Source organism: Streptomyces sp. NPDC026515 (assembly GCF_055567595.1).
In genome coordinates this window covers 173,527-193,679 of record NZ_JBVHQD010000016.1, presented here as the reverse complement: position 1 = coordinate 193,679, position 20,153 = coordinate 173,527, and the positions used below count along the sequence as shown (strand labels likewise).

Here is a 20,153-nt window from a genome sequence, read left to right as displayed (position 1 = left end):
GGAAATCCCCCCTGGTGGATCACTGTGCGAACAGCGAGATGAAGAGGCGTGCGCACACCTGTGCGACGCGAGTGAGGGGAGATTAACAGGAGCCGGTGACAACGCTCCTGGCGATTTCTCCGCGGCCGCGGAGCGGGGCTCAGAGCCGGTGCGCCGCCCCCGTCGGCGTCGCCCCGCGGGTGTCGAGGAGCAACTGTGCCTTCACCGACAGGCCCTGGAGGTCGTACGTCCGGTGCTGCTGGACCAGGATCGTCAGATCGGCGTCGGCGGCCGCCTCGTAGAGGGAGTCCGCGCGCGGGACCGGGCGGTCCAGGACGTTCCAGGACGCGATGTGCGGGTCGTGGTAGCTGACCGAGGCGCCCAGTTCCATCAGCCGGATCGCGATCTCGCGGGCGGGCGTGGCCTGCTGGTCGGCGAGGTCGGCCTTGTAGGTGACGCCGAGCAGCAGCACGCGCGCGCCGCGGGCCGACTTGCCGTGCTCGTTGAGCAGGGCGGCGGCGCGCTGGACGACGTACCCCGGCATCCGGGTGTTGACCTGCTGGGCCAGTTCCACCATGCGCAGGCCGCGGCCGGTGACCCCGGACAGGTCCTGGGCGACCCCGTGGCCTCCGATGCCGGGGCCGGGACGGAAGGCGTGGAAGCCGAACGGCTTGGTCTCCGCGCAGCGGATGACGTCCCACAGGTCGACGCCCAGGTCATGGCAGAGGACGGCCATCTCGTTGACGAGGGCGATGTTGACGTGCCGGAAGTTGGTCTCCAGGAGCTGCACGGTCTCGGCCTCGCGCGGGCCACGCGCGCGTACCACCTTGTCGGTGAGCCGGCCGTAGAACGCGGCCGCCGACTCCGTGCACGCCGGCGTGAGACCTCCGATGACCTTGGGGGTGTTGGCCGGGGTGAAGTCGCGGCTGCCGGGATCCACCCGACTGGGCGAGTAGGCGAGATGGAAGTCGCGCCCCGCGCGCAGGCCCGAGCCCTTCTCCAGCAGGGGCCGCAGGAAGTCCTCGGTCGTCCCCGGATGGACCGGTGACTCCAGGATCACCGTGGTGTGCGGGCGCAGCCGCTCGGCCAGGGTGCGGGCCGCGGCCTCCACCCGGCTCAGGTCGAGTCCGCCGTCGGCGCCGCGCGGGGTCGGCGCGCAGATCACGGCCGTGCGTACCCGCCCCAGCTCGGCCGGGTCCTTGGCCGCACGGAAGCCCCCCGAGAGCATCCGGCGCAGCTCGGCGGGGCTGAGTGAGCCCGCCTCCGGACCGGTGGCGTATCCGATCGTGGGGATGCCGGCGGCCACGGCGGCCTGGGCGAGGGGCAGGCCGTAGGGACCGAGTCCCATGACGGCGAGGTCTGCGGGCATGGCGTGGGCCGTCCTTCCCAGTAACCGAAGCGGGACAGGTGCGCAAGCCCTGTAGACAGGATGAGCGAAGCGCAATGTCAGACTAGGAGTAAATATGAACGTTATGTGGGATTGTGTACGTGTGTCTTCCGGGGGTTCGGTGAGCGTTGTCCACAGGCTGCGGGCGCGTGGTGGCTGAAGTCGGCCATCGCGGTCAGACTTTCGGCATGGGCCCCGCCTGCCGGGTGTGGCCGATGCGACCGACGACCGACGACGAGCCATGACCCATGGCGGCAGAGCGGGAGGCAGCGGTGAGGACAGCGACACTGGGGCCCGAGCAGCGGGCGGAGTCCTTGGCGGCCATGGCCGAGCGCGAGTTGGACGTGCTGGTGGTGGGCGGTGGGGTGGTCGGTGCGGGGACCGCGCTGGACGCGGTCACCCGCGGCCTGAACACCGGCATAGTCGAGGCCCGTGACTGGGCCTCGGGCACGTCCAGCAGGTCCAGCAAGCTGGTCCACGGCGGCCTGCGCTACCTGGAGATGCTCGACTTCGCCCTGGTCCGCGAGGCACTCAAGGAGCGCGGCCTGCTCCTGGAACGGCTCGCCCCGCACCTGGTCAAGCCGGTGCCGTTCCTCTACCCGCTCCAGCACCAGGGCTGGGAGCGCCTGTACGCGGGCTCGGGCGTCGCGCTCTACGACGCGATGTCGATGGCCCGCGGGCATGGCCGGGGCCTGCCCCGCCACCGCCACCTGAGCCGCCGTCACGCCCTGCGCGTGGCGCCCGCCCTGCGCAAGGACGCCCTGGTCGGCGCCATCCAGTACTACGACGCCCAGATGGACGACGCCCGCTATGTGGCCACCCTGGTGCGCACGGCGGTGTCCTACGGCGCGAAGGCGGCCAACCGCGCGCGCGTGACCGGGTTCCTGCGCGAGGGCGAGCGGGTCGTCGGGGCCCGGGTGCTGGACGTGGAGGGCGGCGGGGAGTACGAGATCCACGCCCAGCAGGTCGTCAACGCGACCGGCGTGTGGACCGACGACACCCAGGCGATGGTCGGCGAGCGCGGGCAGTTCCACGTCCGTGCCTCCAAGGGCATCCACCTGGTCGTCCCCAAGGACCGCATCCACTCCACGACCGGCCTGATCCTGCGCACCGAGAAGTCGGTCCTGTTCGTCATCCCCTGGGGCCGGCACTGGATCGTCGGGACCACCGACACCGACTGGGACCTCGACAAGGCCCACCCGGCCGCCTCCAGCGCCGACATCGACTACCTGCTCAACCACGTCAACTCGGTGCTCGCGGTGCCGCTCTCCCGCGACGACGTCCAGGGCGTGTACGCGGGGCTGCGCCCGCTGCTGGCCGGCGAGTCCGACGCCACCAGCAAGCTGTCGCGCGAACACACGGTCGCGCATCCGGCACCGGGGCTCGTGGTGGTCGCGGGCGGCAAGTACACGACGTACCGGGTGATGGCCAAGGACGCGGTCGACGAGGCGGTGCACGGGCTCGACATGCGGGTCGCGGAGTGCGTCACCGAGGAGGTCCCGCTGCTCGGCGCGGAGGGCTACCGGGCGATGTGGAACGCGCGGGCCCGGATCGCCGCCCGTACCGGCGTCCATGTCGCCCGGGTCGAGCACCTCCTGAACCGGTACGGCTCGATGGCGGACGAACTCCTCGACCTCATCGCCGCCGACCCCGCTCTCGGCGAGCCGCTCACGGCGGCCGACGACTACCTGCGTGCCGAGGTCGTCTACGCCGCCTCCCACGAGGGTGCCCGCCATCTCGACGACGTCCTCACCCGCCGTACCCGTATCTCCATCGAGACCTTCGACCGGGGCACCCGCAGCGCCCGCGAGGCCGCCGAACTGATGGCACCCGTCCTCGGCTGGGACAAGGACCAGATCGAGCGGGAGGTCGAGCACTACGAGAAGCGGGTGGAGGCGGAACGGGAGTCCCAGCTCCAGCCGGACGACCTGACGGCGGACGCGGCCCGCCTGGGCGCCCCGGACATCGTGCCGCGGTAGGCCGCCGACGGCGGGCGGCAGCCCGGTCCTACCGGCCGCGGGGGCAGAACTTGGCCGTGAGGAGCGCGGGTTCGAGGGCCGGGTCCGCGACCGCCGTCGTGTTCACGCGGAACGTGACGACATGACGGCCGTCGGCCGAGGCGGCGCTGCGCACGTAGCTGCCCGCGATCCGGCCGTTGTGTCCCCACACCGTGGTCCCGCACGGCAGCTTCACCGGAAACATCCCCAGGCCGTACACGCCGTGCGCGGCACGGGTGCCGAGCATCTCGCGCAGCCAGTGCGGGGGCAGCAACCGGCCGCCCAGCAGCGCCGCGTAGAAGCGGTCCAGGTCGTCGAGCGTGGTCACCAGCTCGCCCGCGGCGCCGGCCACGCGCGGGTCGAGTCGGGTGATGTCGGAACCGTCGGCCGCGTAGGCGCGGCCGTGCGGCGCGGGCAGTGTCCTCCTCGCGCCCGGGAAGGAGGTGCCCGTCAGCCGGAGCGGTGTGATGACGCGGCGTCGCGCCTCGGCGGCGTAGGAGTGCCCGGTGACCCGGCGGACGACCATGCCGAGGACGACATAACCGGTGCTGGAGTACGCGTAGCGGCCGGGACCGGTCGAGGGGAGGGCGAGCGAGACGCGTACGGCCTGAAGCGGGGTCAGCGGGACGGCCCCGCGGGTGATCCCGGTGAAGTCGGCGATTCCGCTGGTGTGGGACAGCAGGGCGCGCAGGGTGATCCGCCGCCCGTCGGCGCCCTGACCGCGCAGCAGCCCCGGCAGGTAGCGCTCCACGGGATCGGACAGGGACAGCCGGTGTTCCGCGGCCAGTTGCAGGACGACGGTGGCGATGAAGGTCTTGGTGATGCTGCCGGCGCGGAAGTGGTCGGCGCGGGAGATGCCCCGGCCGGCGGACGCGTAGCGGACGTCGTCGCCGTCGTGTTCCAGAAGGGCGGCGGCGGGCACCCGGCCTTTGGAGACGAACTGTGACAGGAGCGGGTCCGTGGCCTCCGCCGAGGACGCGGACCCGGCCGCCACCGAGGCAAGCAGGGCGAGAGAGACCGGTATGGCCACCAGTGTCCGAAGCGAAGGCATCCCGATTCCTCCCTTGTCGCGGCCCATCATCCCGGCGAGCGTGACGCCCTCGTCACCGGGGGTTCCGGCCGGTCGGCCCCGATGCGCGGTCAGGGGGCCCCTGGGCGTCGGGCACTTGTCGGGTGAGGGACAATGAAGGCTCTGTCAGGGCGGGTTGCATGAGGGGACGCATGTCGGAGGCGGAGCGGGCGGGTAATTCCCGTCAGGAGACTCGTCAGGACAACAGTGACCGTCTTCTCGCCGGGCGGTACCGGCTGGGACGAGTGCTCGGCCGTGGCGGCATGGGCACGGTGTGGCGTGCCGAGGACGAGACCCTCGGCCGGACGGTGGCCGTCAAGGAGCTTCGGTTCCCGTCGAACATCGACGAGGAGGAGAAGCGGCGCCTGATCACGCGCACGCTGCGCGAGGCCAAGGCGATCGCCCGGATCCGCAACAACAGCGCGGTGACGGTCTTCGACGTGGTCGAGGAGGACGACCGGCCCTGGATCGTGATGGAGCTGGTCGAGGGCAAGTCGCTGGCCGAGGTCATCCGGGAGGACGGCCTGCTCAAGCCCAGGCGCGCGGCCGAGGTCGGGCTCGCGATCCTGGACGTGCTGCGGTCGGCGCACCGCGAGGGCATCCTGCACCGGGACGTGAAGCCGTCCAACGTGCTGATCGCCGAGGGCGACGGCCGGGTCGTGCTCACCGACTTCGGTATCGCCCAGGTCGAGGGCGACCCGTCGATCACCTCCACCGGCATGCTCGTCGGTGCCCCCTCCTACATCTCCCCGGAGCGGGCCCGCGGTCACAAGCCCGGCCCGGCGGCCGACCTCTGGTCGCTCGGCGGCCTGCTGTACGCGGCGGTCGAGGGTGCCCCGCCGTACGACAAGGGGTCGGCGATCGCCACGCTGACCGCGGTGATGACCGAGCAGCTGGAGGAGCCGAAGAACGCGGGACCGCTCAGGGACGTCATCTACGGCCTGCTCACCAAGGACCCGGCCAAGCGGCTGGACGACGCCGGCGCACGGGCGATGCTCAACGCGGTGATCAGCGCGCCGCAGGAGCCGCCCGTCGACGCCACGCGGGTCGTCCCGCTGCCTCCGCAGCCGGACGCGCCGAAGGAGGAGAAGGGCACCGCGGCCAGGCGGGGCGAGGAGGCCGGGGAGAAGCTGCGCGGAGCGCTGCGGTCCGTGCGCAAGGCCGCCGGTGCCGCGGGAGCGGCGGGTGCCGCGTCCGTGGCCCGGTCGAAGAGCACCGCCGCCGAGGCGGCCGCCTCCAAGGGCCCGACCGGTTCCGGTTCGGCCCCGGTTGCCGGTTCCACCGGCGGTGCGCGTCCCACCGGCGGTCCTCTCTCCGGTGCCGCCGCCGGCAAGGCGGATTCCGGGTGGCCCGTGATGCCGCCGCCGGACCTGGACCTGGCACCACGGTCCGTGCCCCGGGCCCCGATCACGGACGTGGTACCGAAGCGGACCCTGGTGATCATCGCCGTGGTGGTGGCCCTCGCGGTGCTCGGCACCGTGCTCGCCCTCACACTGGGCGGCGGCGACGGGGACGGCAAGGGAAGCGGCAAGAGCGGCGGTTCCAAGGCGGTGGCCACCTCGGGCGCGAGCACGGGTGCGGGTTCCGGTTCCGGTTCGGGCTCCGGTTCGGGGTCCGGCGGGGGGGCCTCCACCAAGGAGGACACGAGCGGCGGCACGGAGACGGACGGTGACTCCGCGGCGGCCTCGACCTCCGGGAACTCGGGGGACACCGGCACGTCGGACGACAACGGTTCCTCGACGTCGAACTCCAGTGGCAGTGACGACGGCAGCACCTCGGTGGCGCAGAAGTACGACGGGGGCCAGGGGTACTCGATCGGGCTGCCCAAGGGCTGGAAGTTCCAGACCGGCAGCTCCGCCGGAGACCGGTTCACCGGGCCCGACGGGCAGAAGCTGCTGGTCGCGTGGACGAGCACGCCCAAGGACGACCCGGTGGCGGACTGGAAGAACCAGGAGCGGTACATGGTGCGCTCCCAGTACCAGAAGATCCGCATAGCGCAGGTGAGCTACCGCGGCTGGAACACGGCCGACTGGGAGTTCACCTACGTCGACGGCGGCACCCGGTACCGGACCGTCGACCGGGGGTTCGTCGTCAGCCCGAAGCAGGGGTACGCGCTGATGTACACCGCGAAGGCCGCCGACTGGAGCGGTGAGCTGCGCGAGAACACCTGGAAGACGCTGACGGCGAGCTTCGAGCCCAAGTGACAAATCCGCATCCCCTCATTGCGATTTGCCTCCGGCACGTATCGTGAGTGGTTGCGGACCGTACGCATCCAGGCAGGTATGCGGAACGGCCCGCGAAACGAGCGGATTTGACCACCGGCCGGCCGGGGGAGGCAACGTGGACGACTACGCGGGTCGGGTACTCGCCGACCGCTACCGCCTGCCCCTGCCCCCCTCCGACGAGTACGAACACACCGAGACCCGGGCCTTCGACACCTACAGCGGGCAGGAAGTGTACGTCCGGCAGGTGCCGTTGCCGGAGATCGTCGAGGCGGAGGTGCTCGACGCGGAGGGGCTGCCCGACGGGTTCACGGCCCGTGACCGTGGCGCGCGTCGGCCACCGGCCGCCCGCACCGCGACACGCCGGCCGAGCGATCCGGCGGTGCGCCGCGCCGTGGAGGCCGCGCAGGCCGCCGCCCGGATACCCGACCATCCCCGGCTCGACCAGGTCTTCGACGTGTTCGCCGAGGGCGGTTCGCTCTGGATCGTCAGCGAGTTCGTGGCCGCGCGGTCGTTGGCGAGCATGCTCGCCGAGCGGACACTGTCGCCGTACCGGGCGGCCGAGGTCGCCTCGGACGTGCTGATGGCGCTCCGGGTGCTGCACGCGCACGGCTGGGTGCACCGCAACATCACCGCCCGCACGGTCCTGGTCTGCGACGACGGCCGGGTGATGCTGACCGGCCTCGCGGTCGGAGCGGCGGAAGAGGCACTGTGCGGGTACGACCCGGTGCCGGAGGGAGACGGCGGCGCGGAGGCGGAAGGTTCCGCCACACCCGGCGGCTCGGCCGGTCCCGGAGGTCCTGGCGGCCTCGCCGTCGGGGGCATCGGAAGCACGGGTGGTGCGTCGGGTGGTACGGCCGGCGCGCGGCGGGCGCCCGGCGCGCCGGAGACGGATCCCGAGGCCGCGCGGCGCGCCGCCATCCAGGCCCGGGCGGCCGGCGGGTTGCCGGGAGCCGGACCGGAGGAGGGTTCGGGCGGCCCCGGTACGGGCGCGGTGGAGCGGCGCGCGCTGGAGAGCGGTGGGGACGTCCGGGCCGCACGGGCCGGGGCGATCGCCGCGTACCGGGCGGGGGCCAGGGCCGCGGCCCGGGTCCAGGAGTCCCAGCAGAACGGGCGGGCCGCGCTTCCCGGCGCCCGGCCGGCGGCCGACACGGACACCGGAACCGGTACGCCCGTACCGCGCCCGTCCTACGGTCCGGACCAGGCCGACGGCGCCGCACAGTCGCCGTACGCGGGCGGGGCCGTTCAACCGCCCTACGCCCCGGGACACGAGGGCGGGGCGGCTCAGCCGCCGTACGCGAACGGGCAGGCGCACCTGGAGGCGCCGGGCGGCGGGCAGCGGGCCTCGGGCAGTGTGCCGCCCGGGCAGATCGCCGATCCGTACGGGGTGGCCGGTGCGCCCTCGCTCTGGCACGGGGCGGTACCCCAGCCCGGCACGCCGGCCGCGGAGCGCACCGCGCTTGCGGCGGTCGGCCCCGGCGCCGACCTCCCGCGACCGGTCGTGCCCGCGCAGCCCCCCCGCTGGGGCGAACCGGGGGCCGTCGTGACCGGGCGGCGCGGGCCCGCCACCGCGCTGGCCGCCGAGCGGGCCCGGCAGGTGCGGATGACCGTGGTCGGGCCGGTGACCGAGCGCTGGGCGCCGGAACAGGCCGGGCCCGTGCACGAGAACTGGCAGCTGGCGGCGCCCATCGGGCCGGCCACCGACCTGTGGGCGCTCGGGGCGCTGCTCTTCAGGGCCGTGCAGGGACACGCGCCGTATCCGGAGGAGTCGACGGCCGAGCTGGTGCAGCTGGTGTGCTCGGAGCCGCCCGCCTTCGCGGAGGAGTGCGGGTCGCTCCGGCCGGTCGTGGAGTCGCTGCTGCGCCAGGACCCCACCGAGCGGCTGGACTTCGAGGAGCTGCGCGGCTGGCTGCGTTCGCTGGTGCGGTCCGCGCCCGAGCCGGACGCCGGCACGCATGTCGTCTCCGCTCCGCCCGCCGCCGACCCGGCCCGGCTGCCGATCGTCCGGCGGCGCGGGCAGCTGGTGCGCTGGCGGCGGGCCGGACTTCCGGCGACCGGTCCGCACGGCCGCCACAAGCGGGCCCGTCAGGAGGCCAAGTCCCCGCGCAGGCTGGGCCGTACGCTGCTTCTGCTGGTGCTGCTCCTGCTGGCCGCCGCGGTCGCGTACGCCATGCTGTTCCTGCCGAAGAAGGACAGCGCGGACAACGGCGGCGCGGCGAGGGGCGACCGGACGGGCACGGCCGGCGAGGCCAGTGCCGCGCCGAGTCCGAGCCCGACCCCCGGGCGGACACCGACGCAGACGACGACGCCGTCCACCGAGACGCAGACCACCGCCGGTTCGACGGGCGGCGCCACGGCCGCAGACGGCTTCACCCTGCGCGACGACCCGGACGGCTTCCAGGTCGCCGTCGCCCAGGGCTGGAGCCGCGCACCGCGCAACGGCAGCGGCCAGGTGATCTACTCGCACGGGAAGTTCGAGCTGATCGTCGTCCCCGGGCGGGACGGCGCGGCGGCCTACGGCAACGACCCGATGACGTACCAGCGGGACAAGGAGCGGGAGTTGCAGCCGTACCGGGACTCCAGCTGGGCCACGGCGGGCGGGCTGCGGACCATCACGGTGGGTCAGCAGGTGTCGGCCGAGGGGCAGTTCACCTGGACGGACAGCGGGCAGGGCGACCTGTTCGTTCGGAACATGGTGTTCCTGATCGACGGGCGGTACCACGTCGTGCAGGTCCGCGGCCCGGAGTCGGAACGGGACGAGGTCACACGGCTGTACGAGCAGGCCTCGTCGACGTACAAGTACACGGGCTGAGCGTCAACGCCGGTGCGGGTCGAATGGTTCCCGTTCCGAAGGGCGGATTCTGTTCACTTTCCGTGCCGAAAGCGAAAACCGTCACAGTGCTGTCTCCGTGGGACCCCACCCGTTCCATGACCGCAGGGGGGTCCTTAGTCTGACCCTGACAAGACCATTGCGGGGCAACGTGAATCAGATGCAGGGCCTGCTCATCGCGGGCCGCTACCGGCTGGCCGACATCATCGGCAGCGGCGGCATGGGCCGGGTGTGGCGCGCCCACGACGAAGTGCTGCACCGAGCCGTCGCCATCAAGGAGTTGACGGCCGCGCTCTACGTCTCCGAGAGCGACCAGGCCGTCCTGCTGGCCCGCACCCGGGCGGAGGCCCGGGCCGCGGCGCGCATCAACCACTCCGCCGTCGTCACCGTCCACGACGTCCTCGAACACGACGGCCGGCCGTGGATCGTCATGGAGCTGGTCGAGGGCCACTCGCTGGCCGACGAGGTCAAGGAACGCGGGCGCGTGGAGCCGCGGGAGGCCGCGCGGATCGGACTGTGGGTGCTGCGCGCGCTGCGCGCCGCGCACAGCGCCGGCGTGCTGCACCGGGACATCAAACCCGGCAACGTCCTGCTCGGCCGGGACGGCCGGGTCCTCCTCACCGACTTCGGCATCGCGCAGATCGAGGGCGACACCACGATCACCCGTACCGGGGAAGTCGTCGGATCCGTCGACTATCTCGCGCCGGAGCGCGTGCGCGGGCACGACCCCGGGCCGTCCTCCGACCTGTGGGCGCTGGGCGCGACGCTGTACACCGCCGTGGAGGGGCGTTCGCCGTTCCGCCGCACCTCACCGCTGACCACCATGCAGGCCGTCGTCGAGGACGAGGCCACCGAACCGCGCAACGCGGGCCCGCTGGAACCGGTCATCACCGCGCTGCTGCGCAAGGAACCCGACCAGCGGCCCGGCCCCGAGGAGACCGAGCAGATGCTCGCCGAGGCGGCGGAGGGCCGGCGGCCGAGCGGGGCGCAGGTGTACGTGCCGACGCGGTCGCAGACCGGCGGCGAAACCTGGCTGGACTCCGGAGGCTCGCAGCAGCGGCCGTACGGGAGTGCGTACGGCAGTTCGCCGGACGGCGCGTACGGGGGCTCGTTCGGGGGGCAGCGGCCCCCGGGGGGCTCCACGTCCCTGCCGACGGCGGTCGCCTCGGCGTCGTCCGCCCCCGTACCCGTCCAGCCCAGGCGGCGCCGGCTGCGCACGCTCGCGCTCGTCGTCGCCGTGGCCGCGCTGCTCGGCGGTGGCGCGGCGGTCGCCCTGCAGAAGTGGGACTTCGGGCAGCGGCAGGACGACGGCGGCAGCGTGGTCTCGCCGGCCACGTCCGGCTCTTCCTCCCAGGGCGCGACCACGGCCCCGGGGGGCACGATTCCCGCGGGCTGGAAGAAGTACGACGACCCCGTGGGCTTCACGCTGTACCTGCCCGCGGGCTGGAAGCGCTCGGTGTCCATCAAGAAGACGGACGGACTGGAGCAGATCGACTACTCGCCCGACGGGGGCACGCACCTCGTACGCGTCGCTGTCGACACCTCACCCGACTACACCAACGCGTACGACCACATGCGCAACCTCGAGAGGCGGCTCCGGGAGAGGCTGGTGGACTACACGACGGTGAGCCTGAAGAAGGACGCGTACCGCGATCTGCCGAGCTCCCGCTGGGAGTACACGTGGACCGCGCTGGCGAAGGACGCGAAGGTGCCGGGGTCGTACCGGGCCGTCGACGTCGGCTATTTCACCAGCGACGGCGTCGAGTACGCGATCTACACGGCCTCACCGGCGGACGACTGGGCGACCACCAGCAAGCAGTTCACCTCCGTCCTCCAGGGCTGGCGGGAGGGCGAAGTCGCGCCGTGAGGGCGTCGAGCGGCGCTCAGGCCCAGTCCGCGCAGGTGTGCCCGCCGACTATCTTGTCCCCTTCCCAGACCGCCACGCTCACACCGACATAGCGGAGCCAATTGTCGGTGCTCGACGCGTGAGTGCTGAAGGTGAGAGTCGATCCGTTTCCGTCGTATTCGTGGTGCCAGGTCCAATCCTTCAGGTTCTCGCCGCCGTTGGAGGAGATGAGTTCAATGGCGACGTGGTGACCGTCGGCGGCGGTGTCCTTCACCCAGCCGCTGATGTCCACGTAATTGTCCGACCAGTTGGTGAACGTGAGGCTCCCCGAGGCGCCGGACGTGGAGCACGACGCGCCGCCACTCGCCGCGCTGGCATCGGTCACCGTGGCCGTGGCGAATATGGCCGCCGCCGCGACACTCGTGACGGAAAGGCGCTTCCATGTGTTCTCCATAAAGGCAAAATAAGGCTTCCATGATTCACTTGGTAGCGCTTTTCCGGTCGCCCGCTTCACCTTGCTCGGGGCTTATGCCCGGGCGGCTTGCCATGTCCTGTATCCATTTCAAAACCCGATGTGGCCGAAAATGATCGCCTCTGATGGTTGCCGCGGCGGCACACTTGGCCGGTCACCGTCCGGAAGGGATCCGTCCGGCGGGGCATCATGGGGGCCATGGGGACCGACGGGGAAGCCGTCCGGCTGATCGCGGGGCGTTATCGCCTGGAAACGCGGCTCGGGCGCGGCGGAATGGGTGTCGTGTGGCGCGCCACCGACCAGTTGCTCGGCCGGCAGGTCGCCGTGAAGGAACTCACCGTCGACGACTCGCTCCCGGACGACGACGCCCGGCTGCGCCGCGACCGCACCCTGCGTGAGGCGCAGGCCGTCGCGCAGCTGCACCACCCGCACATCATCGTGGTGCACGACGTGGTCGAGGAGGGCGAACGGCCCTACATCGTCATGGAGCTGGTCGTCGGGGGTTCGCTCGCCGACCTGATCTCGCGGAACGGCCCGGTGGACGTCGGGGAGGCCGCGCGGATCGGGATCGCCCTGCTGAGCGCGTTGCGGACGGCGCACACGGCCGGGGTGCTGCACCGGGACATCAAACCGGCGAACGTGCTCGTCGAGACGGCCACCGGGCGTGTCGTCCTCACCGACTTCGGGATCGCCCAGGTCGCGGGCGCCACCACGCTCACCGAGACCGGCTCTTTCGTCGGATCGCCCGAGTACACCGCACCCGAGCGGATGTCCGGCGCCCGGTCCGGTCCCGCCTCCGACCTGTGGTCGCTGGGTGTGCTGCTGTGCGCGGCTCTCAGTGGCGAGTCACCGTTCCGGCGCGACTCGCTCGGCGGGATCCTGCACGCCGTGGTCTCCGACGAGATCCGGCCACCCGCTCAGTCGGAGCCGCTGCTGCCGGTGGTCCGCGGGCTGCTGGAGCGGGACCCCGAGCGGCGGCTGGGCGCGGCGGAGGCCGAGCGGATGCTGCGCGGGTTCCTGGAGACGGGGACCGTGACGCCCGCCCGGGCGGCGGCGGGCGTCGGTGTCTCCGCCTACACGCCGACCCAGCGGGACGTGCCCTGGCCACCGGCCCCGGTACCGGCTGGGCCGCCCCGGTCCTCGCCCCGCGGGGTGCTGGTCGCCGCGCTGCTGGTCGCGGCGATGGCCGGGGCCGGAGTGTCGGCGGCCGTACTGCTGTTCAACGGCGGCGGCGGTCACGGCGGCACCCCGGCCCCCGGGACCACGGCGACCGCCGCCACGGCACGCCCGACGGCCACCACGTCGTCCCCGTCGTCCCCGTCGTCCCCTTCACCGTCGCCCTCGGCCGCCAACTCCCCTCCCGTGCCCTCCGGTTACCGTCTCGCGCGGGACCCCGGCGGCTTCTCCCTGGCCGTACCGGAGGACTTCACCCGTGACCCGCAGGGCCAGCGCGTCTTCTACCTGTCGCCCGGGCAGGCCTTCCGGCTCGGCATCAGGGTCTCGCAGCCGCAGACCGGCGGACCGGGGACGGCGATGCGGCGGGCGGCCGCCGAAGGGCCGAGCACGAACCCCGGCTACCACGACGGCCGGGTCACCGACACCACCCACTCCGGACACCCCGCCGCCTTCTGGGAGTTCACCTGGAAGGGGTTCAGCGCGGCGGAGGGCCCCCGGCACACCTACGACCTGTGCTGGGAGGAGGGCGGCCGGATGTACGACGTGTGGGTGTCCGCCCCGGTCGGGAAGGTGCGGGAGGCGCGGGAGTACTTCGACGTGGCGGTGGACACGTTCGTGGCGAGGTGAGCGCCGGGCGCCGGGCGCGGATGCCAAATGCGTTGCGTGGGACGGGAGGTGCGGCCATCCTCCTCTTGGCCCGGTGTTGACCCGGGCTTGTCACGGACATGGGGAGAGGTCTTGAGGATGACGAGGGTGGGGCGGGGCGCGGCGGTGTCGTGCGCGTTCGCCGTACTGGCGGTGGCCGCTGCGGTGCCGGTCGCGGCGGCCGAGAGCGGGGCGGTGCCGGCGGCACCCGTCGTCTCGTCGGCCGAGTACCCGGACGACGGTGCCTGGCACGACGGTGTCGGCACGTACGGCACGTTCACCATCGACTCGGCCTCCGACGACGTCGTCTCGTACCGGTACAGCTGGCTCGGCGACACCACGCACACCCTCGCGCCGTCCGTGCCCGGCGGACCGGTCGCGTTCCGCTGGCTGCCGGAGCGCGACACGGCCACCTACCTCCAGGCGCAGGCCGTCGACGCCGCCGGCAGGGTCAGCGCGCAGACCACCTACTACGTGCGGGTCACGCGGGGCCGCCCGGCCGTCACCCACTGGGACCCGCAGCACCCCGCGGGCGCCACGCCCGGCACCGGCGTCACCCTCGACGCCTCCGGCCCGTCCGGGACGAGCGTGGCCTCCGCCGCCGCGCTGGACGGCACGGACGAGGGATACCTGAGCCTCGATCCGGCCGCGAACCCGCCGGGCACCTTCGCCGTCGACGCCTGGGTGCGGCCCGACACTCTCGACGGTCCCGCGACCGCGGTCAGCCGCGGCTCCGGCTTCACCCTGGGCACCGCGACCGACCCGGCGACCGGCCTGCCTGTCTGGTCCTTCACCCTCCCCACCCGGGACGGCGGCACCGCGCGCGTCACCGGCGGCGCTCCCGAGCGGGGCGAGTGGGCCCACCTCGCCGCCGTGTACGACGCCGAGGCGGGGACCGCGCGGCTGTACGTCGACGGAAACCCGGCCGGCACGGCGGCCAGAGGCGTCACGGCGGCCGGCGGCGCGGCGGCGGCACTGCGGCTCGGCGCCGACGGTACCGGCGGTCACTGGCACGGGCTGCTCACGGACGTGAACGTCTGGGACCGCGTGCTCGTGGCGGCGGAGGCCGACGGCGCGGCCGCGCGCTCGGCACAACGGATCGCTTACTGGGACCTGGACAGCGCCACTGGCGGCAGCAGCCCGGCCCGGGCCGGCGGCGCGCCGCTCACCCTCGCCGGGGACGCCACCGTCAACACCGGCAGCGACGACTGCGCCGTCGACCCCGACTGCGTGCCGGCCGAGTACCCCCTGTGGGGCACCGGGGACCTCCTCCTCGACGGTGACGGCGACTACGCGAGCACCCCGACCGCGGTCATCCCGACCGACGCCGGGTTCTCCGTCACCGCGCACGCCCGCATCGACACCGGCGCCGCCGGCCACGACATGACGGTGCTGTCCCAGCCCGGCGCCCACACCGACCTGTTCACCCTGCGCTATGTCGCCGCCTCGCAGAGCTGGGAGGCGGTGGTGGCCCACGAGGACAGGGCCGGCGCGCCCACCACGACGGTCAGCGCGCCCGCCGACTGGGCCGCGTCGAGTGACGAGTACCTCGCGGTGGTGTACGACGAGAAGGCCGACCAGCTCCGCCTCTACGTCACCTACGACCAGCCCGCCGCCACGGCCGACGTCGCCGGTGAGAACGTCTGGACGCCGGCCGGTTCACTCCAGGTCGGCCGCACGCGTACACCTGACGGCGGTACCGACTACCTGGCCGGCGCGATCGACGAGGTGCACACCTACGCGGGCGTCCTGACCCGGACCCAGATCGCCCAACTCGCCATCGGTGGCATCGACATGTGACGGCCGTGGGCTCCCCGCGAGCCCCCTCCGGGACCTCTCCGGGCCCCTTCCGCAGGATGGGGCCCGGACTCCGCGGTCCGCTGACCGTGCCGCTTCGACAAGGGCATGGTGCGCAAGGTACTCATGTGGCATGAGTGAAGACGGCGAACGGCCGGTCGGGGAACGTCTGATCGGCGGGCGCTACCGGCTCGCCGGGCGCATCGGCTCCGGGCCGACCGGCACCGTGTGGCGCGCCCGCGACGAGCAGGACGGACGGCAGGTCGCCGTCAAGGAGCCGCGCCTGACCGGCGAGCCGGACGCCGAGGAGCGGCAACGCGCCGCACACCGTCTGCTGCACGAGGCCCGGGCCGCCGCTCGCGTCGACCATCCGGCCGCCGTCGCCATTCTCGACGTCCTGCTGGAGGGCGAACTTCCCTGGGTGGTCATGGAGTTGGTGGAAGGGCCGTCCCTCCGGGAAGCTCTCGCCGCGCACGGCCCGCTGGCCCCCGCCGAGGCCGCCCGGATCGGACTCGCGGTGCTCGGCGCGCTGCACGCCGCCCACAGCGTCGGCATCGTGCACCGTGACCTCAAACCGTCCAACGTTCTCCTGGAGGCCGCAGGCGAGCGGGTCGTGCTGACCGACTTCGGCATCGGCGCGGGACAGCAGGGGCAGCAGGGGCACGAGGAGCAGCAGAGGCAAGACGGGCGCCAGGGGCAGGGCGACCGCGGGGACCGCGCCGCCTCCGACGGATTCCTGGCGCCCGAGTGCGCGGCTGGGCGCGGCGCCGGTCCCGCCTCCGACCTGTGGTCGCTGGGCGCGCTGCTGCGGGCGGCCACCGCCGCGGACGCCGGCCCCCTCGGCCCGCTCCTGGATCGGCTCCTGGCCGCCGAGCCGGAGGCCCGGCCGGCCGCTCCGGAGACGGCCGAGGCCCTCGCCGGGGTCGCCGGGGCGGCCGTGCCGGAGTGGGTCACGGAACCCCCGGCGCCCGCACCGTCGTCGCACCCGGCCGCACCGCCCCCGACGGCCCCCGAACCGCGCCGCCTCACCCCCTTCGCCGCCCTCGGCCTCCTTCTCGCCAAAAAACCCGAACGCGGCTGACCGACGCTGATCGTCCCCGTCCAACCGCCTGATCAGCGCATTCCCTGCCAGTGATCGCTGGCAGTATGTGTGCAGTCGGTGAATCCGGGTTACCCACGGGTACCCAAAGGCCCGCTCCGCGCATACCCTGCGGCTCATGACGGACTCGCAGGCCCCGGCCCCCGCACCGGCCACCACCGGCACGAACCCGCTCGCCCCCGCCCCCGCAGGGGCCCGAACCGCGGCCGACGTGGTCACGCCCGAGCTGGTCGCCCAGCTCACCAAGGGCGTCGTCGGCTCCGGCCGTACGGCCAACCACACGCCCTTCACCGGCGAGAAGCTGGCCGACCTGCCCGAGTCCACGCCCGAGGACGTGGCGAAGGCCTTCGACGCGGCGCGCGCCGCGCAGGCCGTGTGGGCGCAGGTGCCGGTACGGCAGCGCGCGGCCGTCCTGCTCCGCTTCCACGACCTGGTGCTGGCCCGGCAGGCGGAGGTCCTCGACCTCATCCAGCTGGAGACCGGCAAGGCCCGCCTGCACGCGCACGAGGAGGTGCAGGCCGTCGCCGTCGCCGCCCGCCACTACGGCCGCAAAGCCCCCTCCTATCTGAGGCCGAAGCGGCACGCGGGCGCCATGCCCACCCTCACCAAGGTCACCGAACTGCGCCATCCGCGGGGCGTGGTCGGCCAGATCGCCCCCTGGAACTACCCCCTGGAACTCTCCGTCGGCGACGCGTTGCCCGCCTTCGCCGCGGGCAACGCGGTCGTCATGAAGCCGGACACCGAGACCTGCCTGACCGCCCTGTGGGCCCGTGACATCCTCATCGAGGCCGGACTGCCCGCCGGCGTCTTCCAGGTCGTCCTCGGCGAGGGCCCGGTCGTCGGTCCCGAGGTCGTCCGGCACGCGGACTACGTCTCCTTCACCGGCTCCACCCGCACCGGGCGCCAGGTCGCGCAGGGTGCGGCGGCCCGGCTCGTCGGCGTCTCCCTGGAACTCGGCGGCAAGAACGCCATGCTGGTCCTCGAGGACGCCGACATCGAGAAGGCGGCGGCCGGCGCGGTCCGCGCCTGCTTCTCCTCGGCCGGCCAGCTCTGCATCTCCATCGAGCGGCTGTACGTCCACGAGTCGGTCGCGGACGCCTTCGTCGAGCGGTTCGCGGCCCGCACCAGGGCCATGCGCCTGGGCAGGTCCCTCGCCTACGGCGCGGACATGGGATCCCTGGTGGGTGAGCGACAGCTGGAGACCGTCTCCCGGCATGTGGCGGAGGCCGTGGAGAAGGGCGCGACCGTCGTCGCCGGCGGCACCGCCCGCCCCGACATCGGCCCCTACTTCTATGAGCCGACCATCCTCGACGGCGTCGAGGACGCGATGGCCGTCTGCGCGGAGGAGACCTTCGGCCCGGTCGTCTCCCTCTACCGCTTCAAGACGGAGGAGGAGGCCATCGAGCACGCCAACGCGACGCCGTACGGCCTGAACTCCTCGGTCTGGACGAAGAACGGCGGCCGCGGCCGCGAGATCGCCGCCCGCCTGCGCACCGGCACGGTCAACGTCAACGAGGGCTACGCCCCCGCCTACGGCAGCGTCCAGTCCCCGATGGGCGGCATGAAGGACTCGGGCCTTGGCCGTCGGCACGGTTCGGAGGGCATCCTCAAGTACACGGAGGCGCAGACCGTCGCGCAGCAGCGCCTGCTCCCCATGGCCCCCTCCCTCGGCATGGACGACGAGAGGTACGCCGCCTTCATGAGCACCAGCCTGAAGGTGATGAAGGCACTGAGGCTGCGCTGAGCGCCCCATGAGGGGCGCGGAGAACTGCGCGATCGACCACTGACGGCCCGCACGCGAAACTCAACGAGGAGCACCCGTGCCCCAGGACACCTACGACTACGACGTCATCGTCGTCGGCTCCGGCTTCGGCGGTTCGGTCACCGCCCTGCGCCTGACGGAAAAGGGCTACACCGTGGGCGTCCTGGAGGCCGGCCGCCGCTTCACCCGCGAGACCCTCCCCAAGAACTCCTGGGACATCAAGAACTACCTCTGGGCGCCCAGGCTCGGCTGCTTCGGCATCCAGCGCATCCATCTGCTCGGCAACGTCATGGTGCTGGCCGGCGCGGGTGTCGGCGGCGGCTCGCTCAACTACGCCAACACCCTCTACGTCCCGCCGAAGGCCTTCTTCGACGACCCCCAGTGGCGTGACATCACCGACTGGCAGGAGGAGTTGAGTCCCTACTACGACCAGGCGCAGCGCATGCTCGGCGTACGACTCAACCCGACGATGACCCCCTCCGACGTCCACCTGAAGGCGGCGGCGGAGAAGCTCGGCGTCGGCGACACCTTCCACCTCGCCCCCGTCGGTGTCTTCTTCGGCGACGGCAAGGACGCCTCCGGCGAGGCGAAGGCCGCACCGGGCGACCAGGTCGCCGACCCCTACTTCGGCGGTGCCGGCCCCGCCCGCAACGCCTGCACCGAGTGCGGCGAGTGCATGACCGGCTGCCGGCACGGCGCGAAGAACACCCTCAACGAGAACTACCTCCATCTCGCCGAGCGGGCGGGCGCCGTCGTCCACCCCATGACCACCGTCGTCTCCGTCACCGACGACTCCCGGGGCGGCTACGCGATCGCGACCCTGCCCACCGACGACAAGAAGGCGCAGGGCCGGATCCTCACCGCGCGCCGGGTCGTCGTCGCGGCCGGCACCTACGGCACCCAGACCCTGCTGCACCGGATGAAGGCCGGCGGCCAACTGCCCTATCTCTCCGACCGGCTGGGCGACCTCACCCGTACCAACTCCGAGGCCCTGGTGGGCGCCCAGACCGACGACCGCCGCTACCGCAGGGCGCACGGCACCCCGAAGGCCGACTTCACCAGGGGCGTCGCGATCACCTCGTCGATCCACCCGGACGAGAACACGCACATCGAGCCGGTCCGCTACGGCAAGGGCTCCAACGCGATGGGCGGCATGTCCATCCTCCAGGTGCCGTACGCGGAGGGCTCCTCCCGCGTCCTCGGCTGGCTGGCGAACGCGGCCCGCCACCCGCTGCTCGTGCTGCGCTCGCTCTCCAACCGGCGCTGGTCCGAGCGGACCATCATCGGCCTGGTGATGCAGTCGCTGGACAACTCCCTGACGACGTACCTGAAACCGGACGGCGTCGGCAAGGGCCTGCTCACCGCCCGGCAGGGGCACGGTGCCCCCAACCCCAAGCAGATCAGGGCCGCTTCCGAGGCCGCCACCGTGCTCGCCGCCGAGATCAACGGCTTCGCCGGCAGCAACGTCGGCGAACTGATGGGCACCCCGCTCACCGCGCACTTCCTCGGCGGCTGCCCGATCGGCGACTCGCGCGAGAGCGGGGTCATCGACCCGTACCACCGGCTCTACGGCCACCCGGGCATCTCGGTCGTGGACGGCGCGGCCGTCTCCGCCAACCTGGGCGTGAACCCGTCCCTCACCATCACCGCGCAGGCCGAGCGCGCGATGTCGTACTGGCCCAACAAGGGTGAGGCGGACCCGCGGCCCCGGCAGGGCGAGGCGTACCAGCGGCTGCGGGCGGTGGAGCCGCACCGCCCCGCGGTCCCGGCGGAGGCTTTCGGAGCGCTGCGCCTGCCGTTCCTCGACGTCCCGGCCGTCCCCCCGAAGAAGTAGGCCCGGGCGTCACGCGTCCGGACGCCGAAGAGGGACCT

At 72.9% G+C, this 20,153-nt stretch carries 12 protein-coding genes; 9 read left to right on the top strand and 3 right to left on the bottom strand.

The features are described 5' to 3' along the window. Positions 1 to 139: 139 nt before the first annotated feature. On the bottom strand, positions 140 to 1,348 hold the full coding sequence (locus ACZ4O3_RS30535; protein WP_362728454.1) for a nucleotide sugar dehydrogenase: 1,209 nt from the start codon (positions 1,346 to 1,348) through the stop codon (positions 140 to 142). A 290-nt stretch (positions 1,349 to 1,638) separates the two neighbouring features. Here ACZ4O3_RS30535 and ACZ4O3_RS30530 point away from each other — a divergent pair, with 290 nt between their 5' ends. Beyond that, on the top strand, positions 1,639 to 3,345 hold the full coding sequence (locus ACZ4O3_RS30530; protein ID WP_467725292.1) for a glycerol-3-phosphate dehydrogenase/oxidase: 1,707 nt from the start codon (positions 1,639 to 1,641) through the stop codon (positions 3,343 to 3,345). 28 nt (positions 3,346 to 3,373) lie between these two features. Here ACZ4O3_RS30530 and ACZ4O3_RS30525 read toward each other — a convergent pair whose 3' ends face one another. Then, on the bottom strand, positions 3,374 to 4,414 hold the full coding sequence (locus tag ACZ4O3_RS30525) for a serine hydrolase domain-containing protein (protein WP_467725290.1): 1,041 nt from the start codon (positions 4,412 to 4,414) through the stop codon (positions 3,374 to 3,376). A gap of 170 nt (positions 4,415 to 4,584) precedes the next feature. Between ACZ4O3_RS30525 and ACZ4O3_RS30520 the strand changes: the two genes are divergently transcribed. The 3 genes from ACZ4O3_RS30520 (at position 4,585) to ACZ4O3_RS30510 (ending at position 11,351) form a co-directional block, all read left to right on the top strand. Beyond that, entirely contained in the window at positions 4,585 to 6,636 is a 2,052-nt protein-coding gene (locus ACZ4O3_RS30520; protein ID WP_362728624.1) for a protein kinase domain-containing protein, read from the top strand. Between the two features lie 136 nt (positions 6,637 to 6,772). Beyond that, positions 6,773 to 9,466 carry a protein kinase domain-containing protein gene (locus tag ACZ4O3_RS30515; protein WP_467725289.1) on the top strand — a complete coding sequence of 898 codons (2,694 nt, stop codon included), beginning with the start codon at positions 6,773 to 6,775 and terminating at the stop codon, positions 9,464 to 9,466. A gap of 178 nt (positions 9,467 to 9,644) precedes the next feature. Continuing rightward, positions 9,645 to 11,351, top strand: a complete 1,707-nt coding sequence (locus tag ACZ4O3_RS30510) for a serine/threonine-protein kinase (protein ID WP_467725287.1) — start codon at positions 9,645 to 9,647, stop codon at positions 11,349 to 11,351. A gap of 16 nt (positions 11,352 to 11,367) precedes the next feature. Here ACZ4O3_RS30510 and ACZ4O3_RS30505 read toward each other — a convergent pair whose 3' ends face one another. Then, on the bottom strand, positions 11,368 to 11,784 hold the full coding sequence (locus ACZ4O3_RS30505) for a hypothetical protein (protein ID WP_362731554.1): 417 nt from the start codon (positions 11,782 to 11,784) through the stop codon (positions 11,368 to 11,370). Between the two features lie 216 nt (positions 11,785 to 12,000). Between ACZ4O3_RS30505 and ACZ4O3_RS30500 the strand changes: the two genes are divergently transcribed. The 5 genes from ACZ4O3_RS30500 (at position 12,001) to ACZ4O3_RS30480 (ending at position 20,115) form a co-directional block, all read left to right on the top strand. After that, the gene (locus tag ACZ4O3_RS30500) at positions 12,001 to 13,605 is read left to right on the top strand and encodes a serine/threonine-protein kinase (protein ID WP_467725285.1); all 1,605 of its coding nucleotides are present in this window, start codon (positions 12,001 to 12,003) and stop codon (positions 13,603 to 13,605) included. A 117-nt stretch (positions 13,606 to 13,722) separates the two neighbouring features. Further along, on the top strand, positions 13,723 to 15,423 hold the full coding sequence (locus ACZ4O3_RS30495) for a LamG domain-containing protein (protein ID WP_467725329.1): 1,701 nt from the start codon (positions 13,723 to 13,725) through the stop codon (positions 15,421 to 15,423). A gap of 130 nt (positions 15,424 to 15,553) precedes the next feature. Beyond that, the gene (locus ACZ4O3_RS30490) at positions 15,554 to 16,501 is read left to right on the top strand and encodes a serine/threonine-protein kinase (RefSeq protein ID WP_467725284.1); all 948 of its coding nucleotides are present in this window, start codon (positions 15,554 to 15,556) and stop codon (positions 16,499 to 16,501) included. Between the two features lie 136 nt (positions 16,502 to 16,637). Continuing rightward, a complete protein-coding gene (locus tag ACZ4O3_RS30485) occupies positions 16,638 to 18,263 on the top strand; it encodes a succinic semialdehyde dehydrogenase (protein ID WP_467725282.1) in 1,626 nt (541 codons plus the stop codon). A 76-nt stretch (positions 18,264 to 18,339) separates the two neighbouring features. Continuing rightward, complete coding sequence (locus ACZ4O3_RS30480) at positions 18,340 to 20,115, top strand: GMC family oxidoreductase (protein WP_362730232.1); 1,776 nt, start codon at positions 18,340 to 18,342, stop codon at positions 20,113 to 20,115. Positions 20,116 to 20,153 lie beyond the last annotated feature (38 nt).

Coding starts and splice junctions, on each gene's coding strand:
- ACZ4O3_RS30535 (WP_362728454.1), bottom strand. CDS start 1,348: ATGCCCGCAGACCTCGCCGTCATGGGACTCGGTCCCTACGGCCTGCCC.
- ACZ4O3_RS30525 (WP_467725290.1), bottom strand. CDS start 4,414: ATGCCTTCGCTTCGGACACTGGTGGCCATACCGGTCTCTCTCGCCCTG.
- ACZ4O3_RS30520 (WP_362728624.1), top strand. CDS start 4,585: ATGTCGGAGGCGGAGCGGGCGGGTAATTCCCGTCAGGAGACTCGTCAG.
- ACZ4O3_RS30510 (WP_467725287.1), top strand. CDS start 9,645: ATGCAGGGCCTGCTCATCGCGGGCCGCTACCGGCTGGCCGACATCATC.
- ACZ4O3_RS30505 (WP_362731554.1), bottom strand. CDS start 11,784: ATGGAGAACACATGGAAGCGCCTTTCCGTCACGAGTGTCGCGGCGGCG.
- ACZ4O3_RS30500 (WP_467725285.1), top strand. CDS start 12,001: ATGGGGACCGACGGGGAAGCCGTCCGGCTGATCGCGGGGCGTTATCGC.
- ACZ4O3_RS30495 (WP_467725329.1), top strand. CDS start 13,723: ATGACGAGGGTGGGGCGGGGCGCGGCGGTGTCGTGCGCGTTCGCCGTA.
- ACZ4O3_RS30490 (WP_467725284.1), top strand. CDS start 15,554: ATGAGTGAAGACGGCGAACGGCCGGTCGGGGAACGTCTGATCGGCGGG.
- ACZ4O3_RS30485 (WP_467725282.1), top strand. CDS start 16,638: ATGACGGACTCGCAGGCCCCGGCCCCCGCACCGGCCACCACCGGCACG.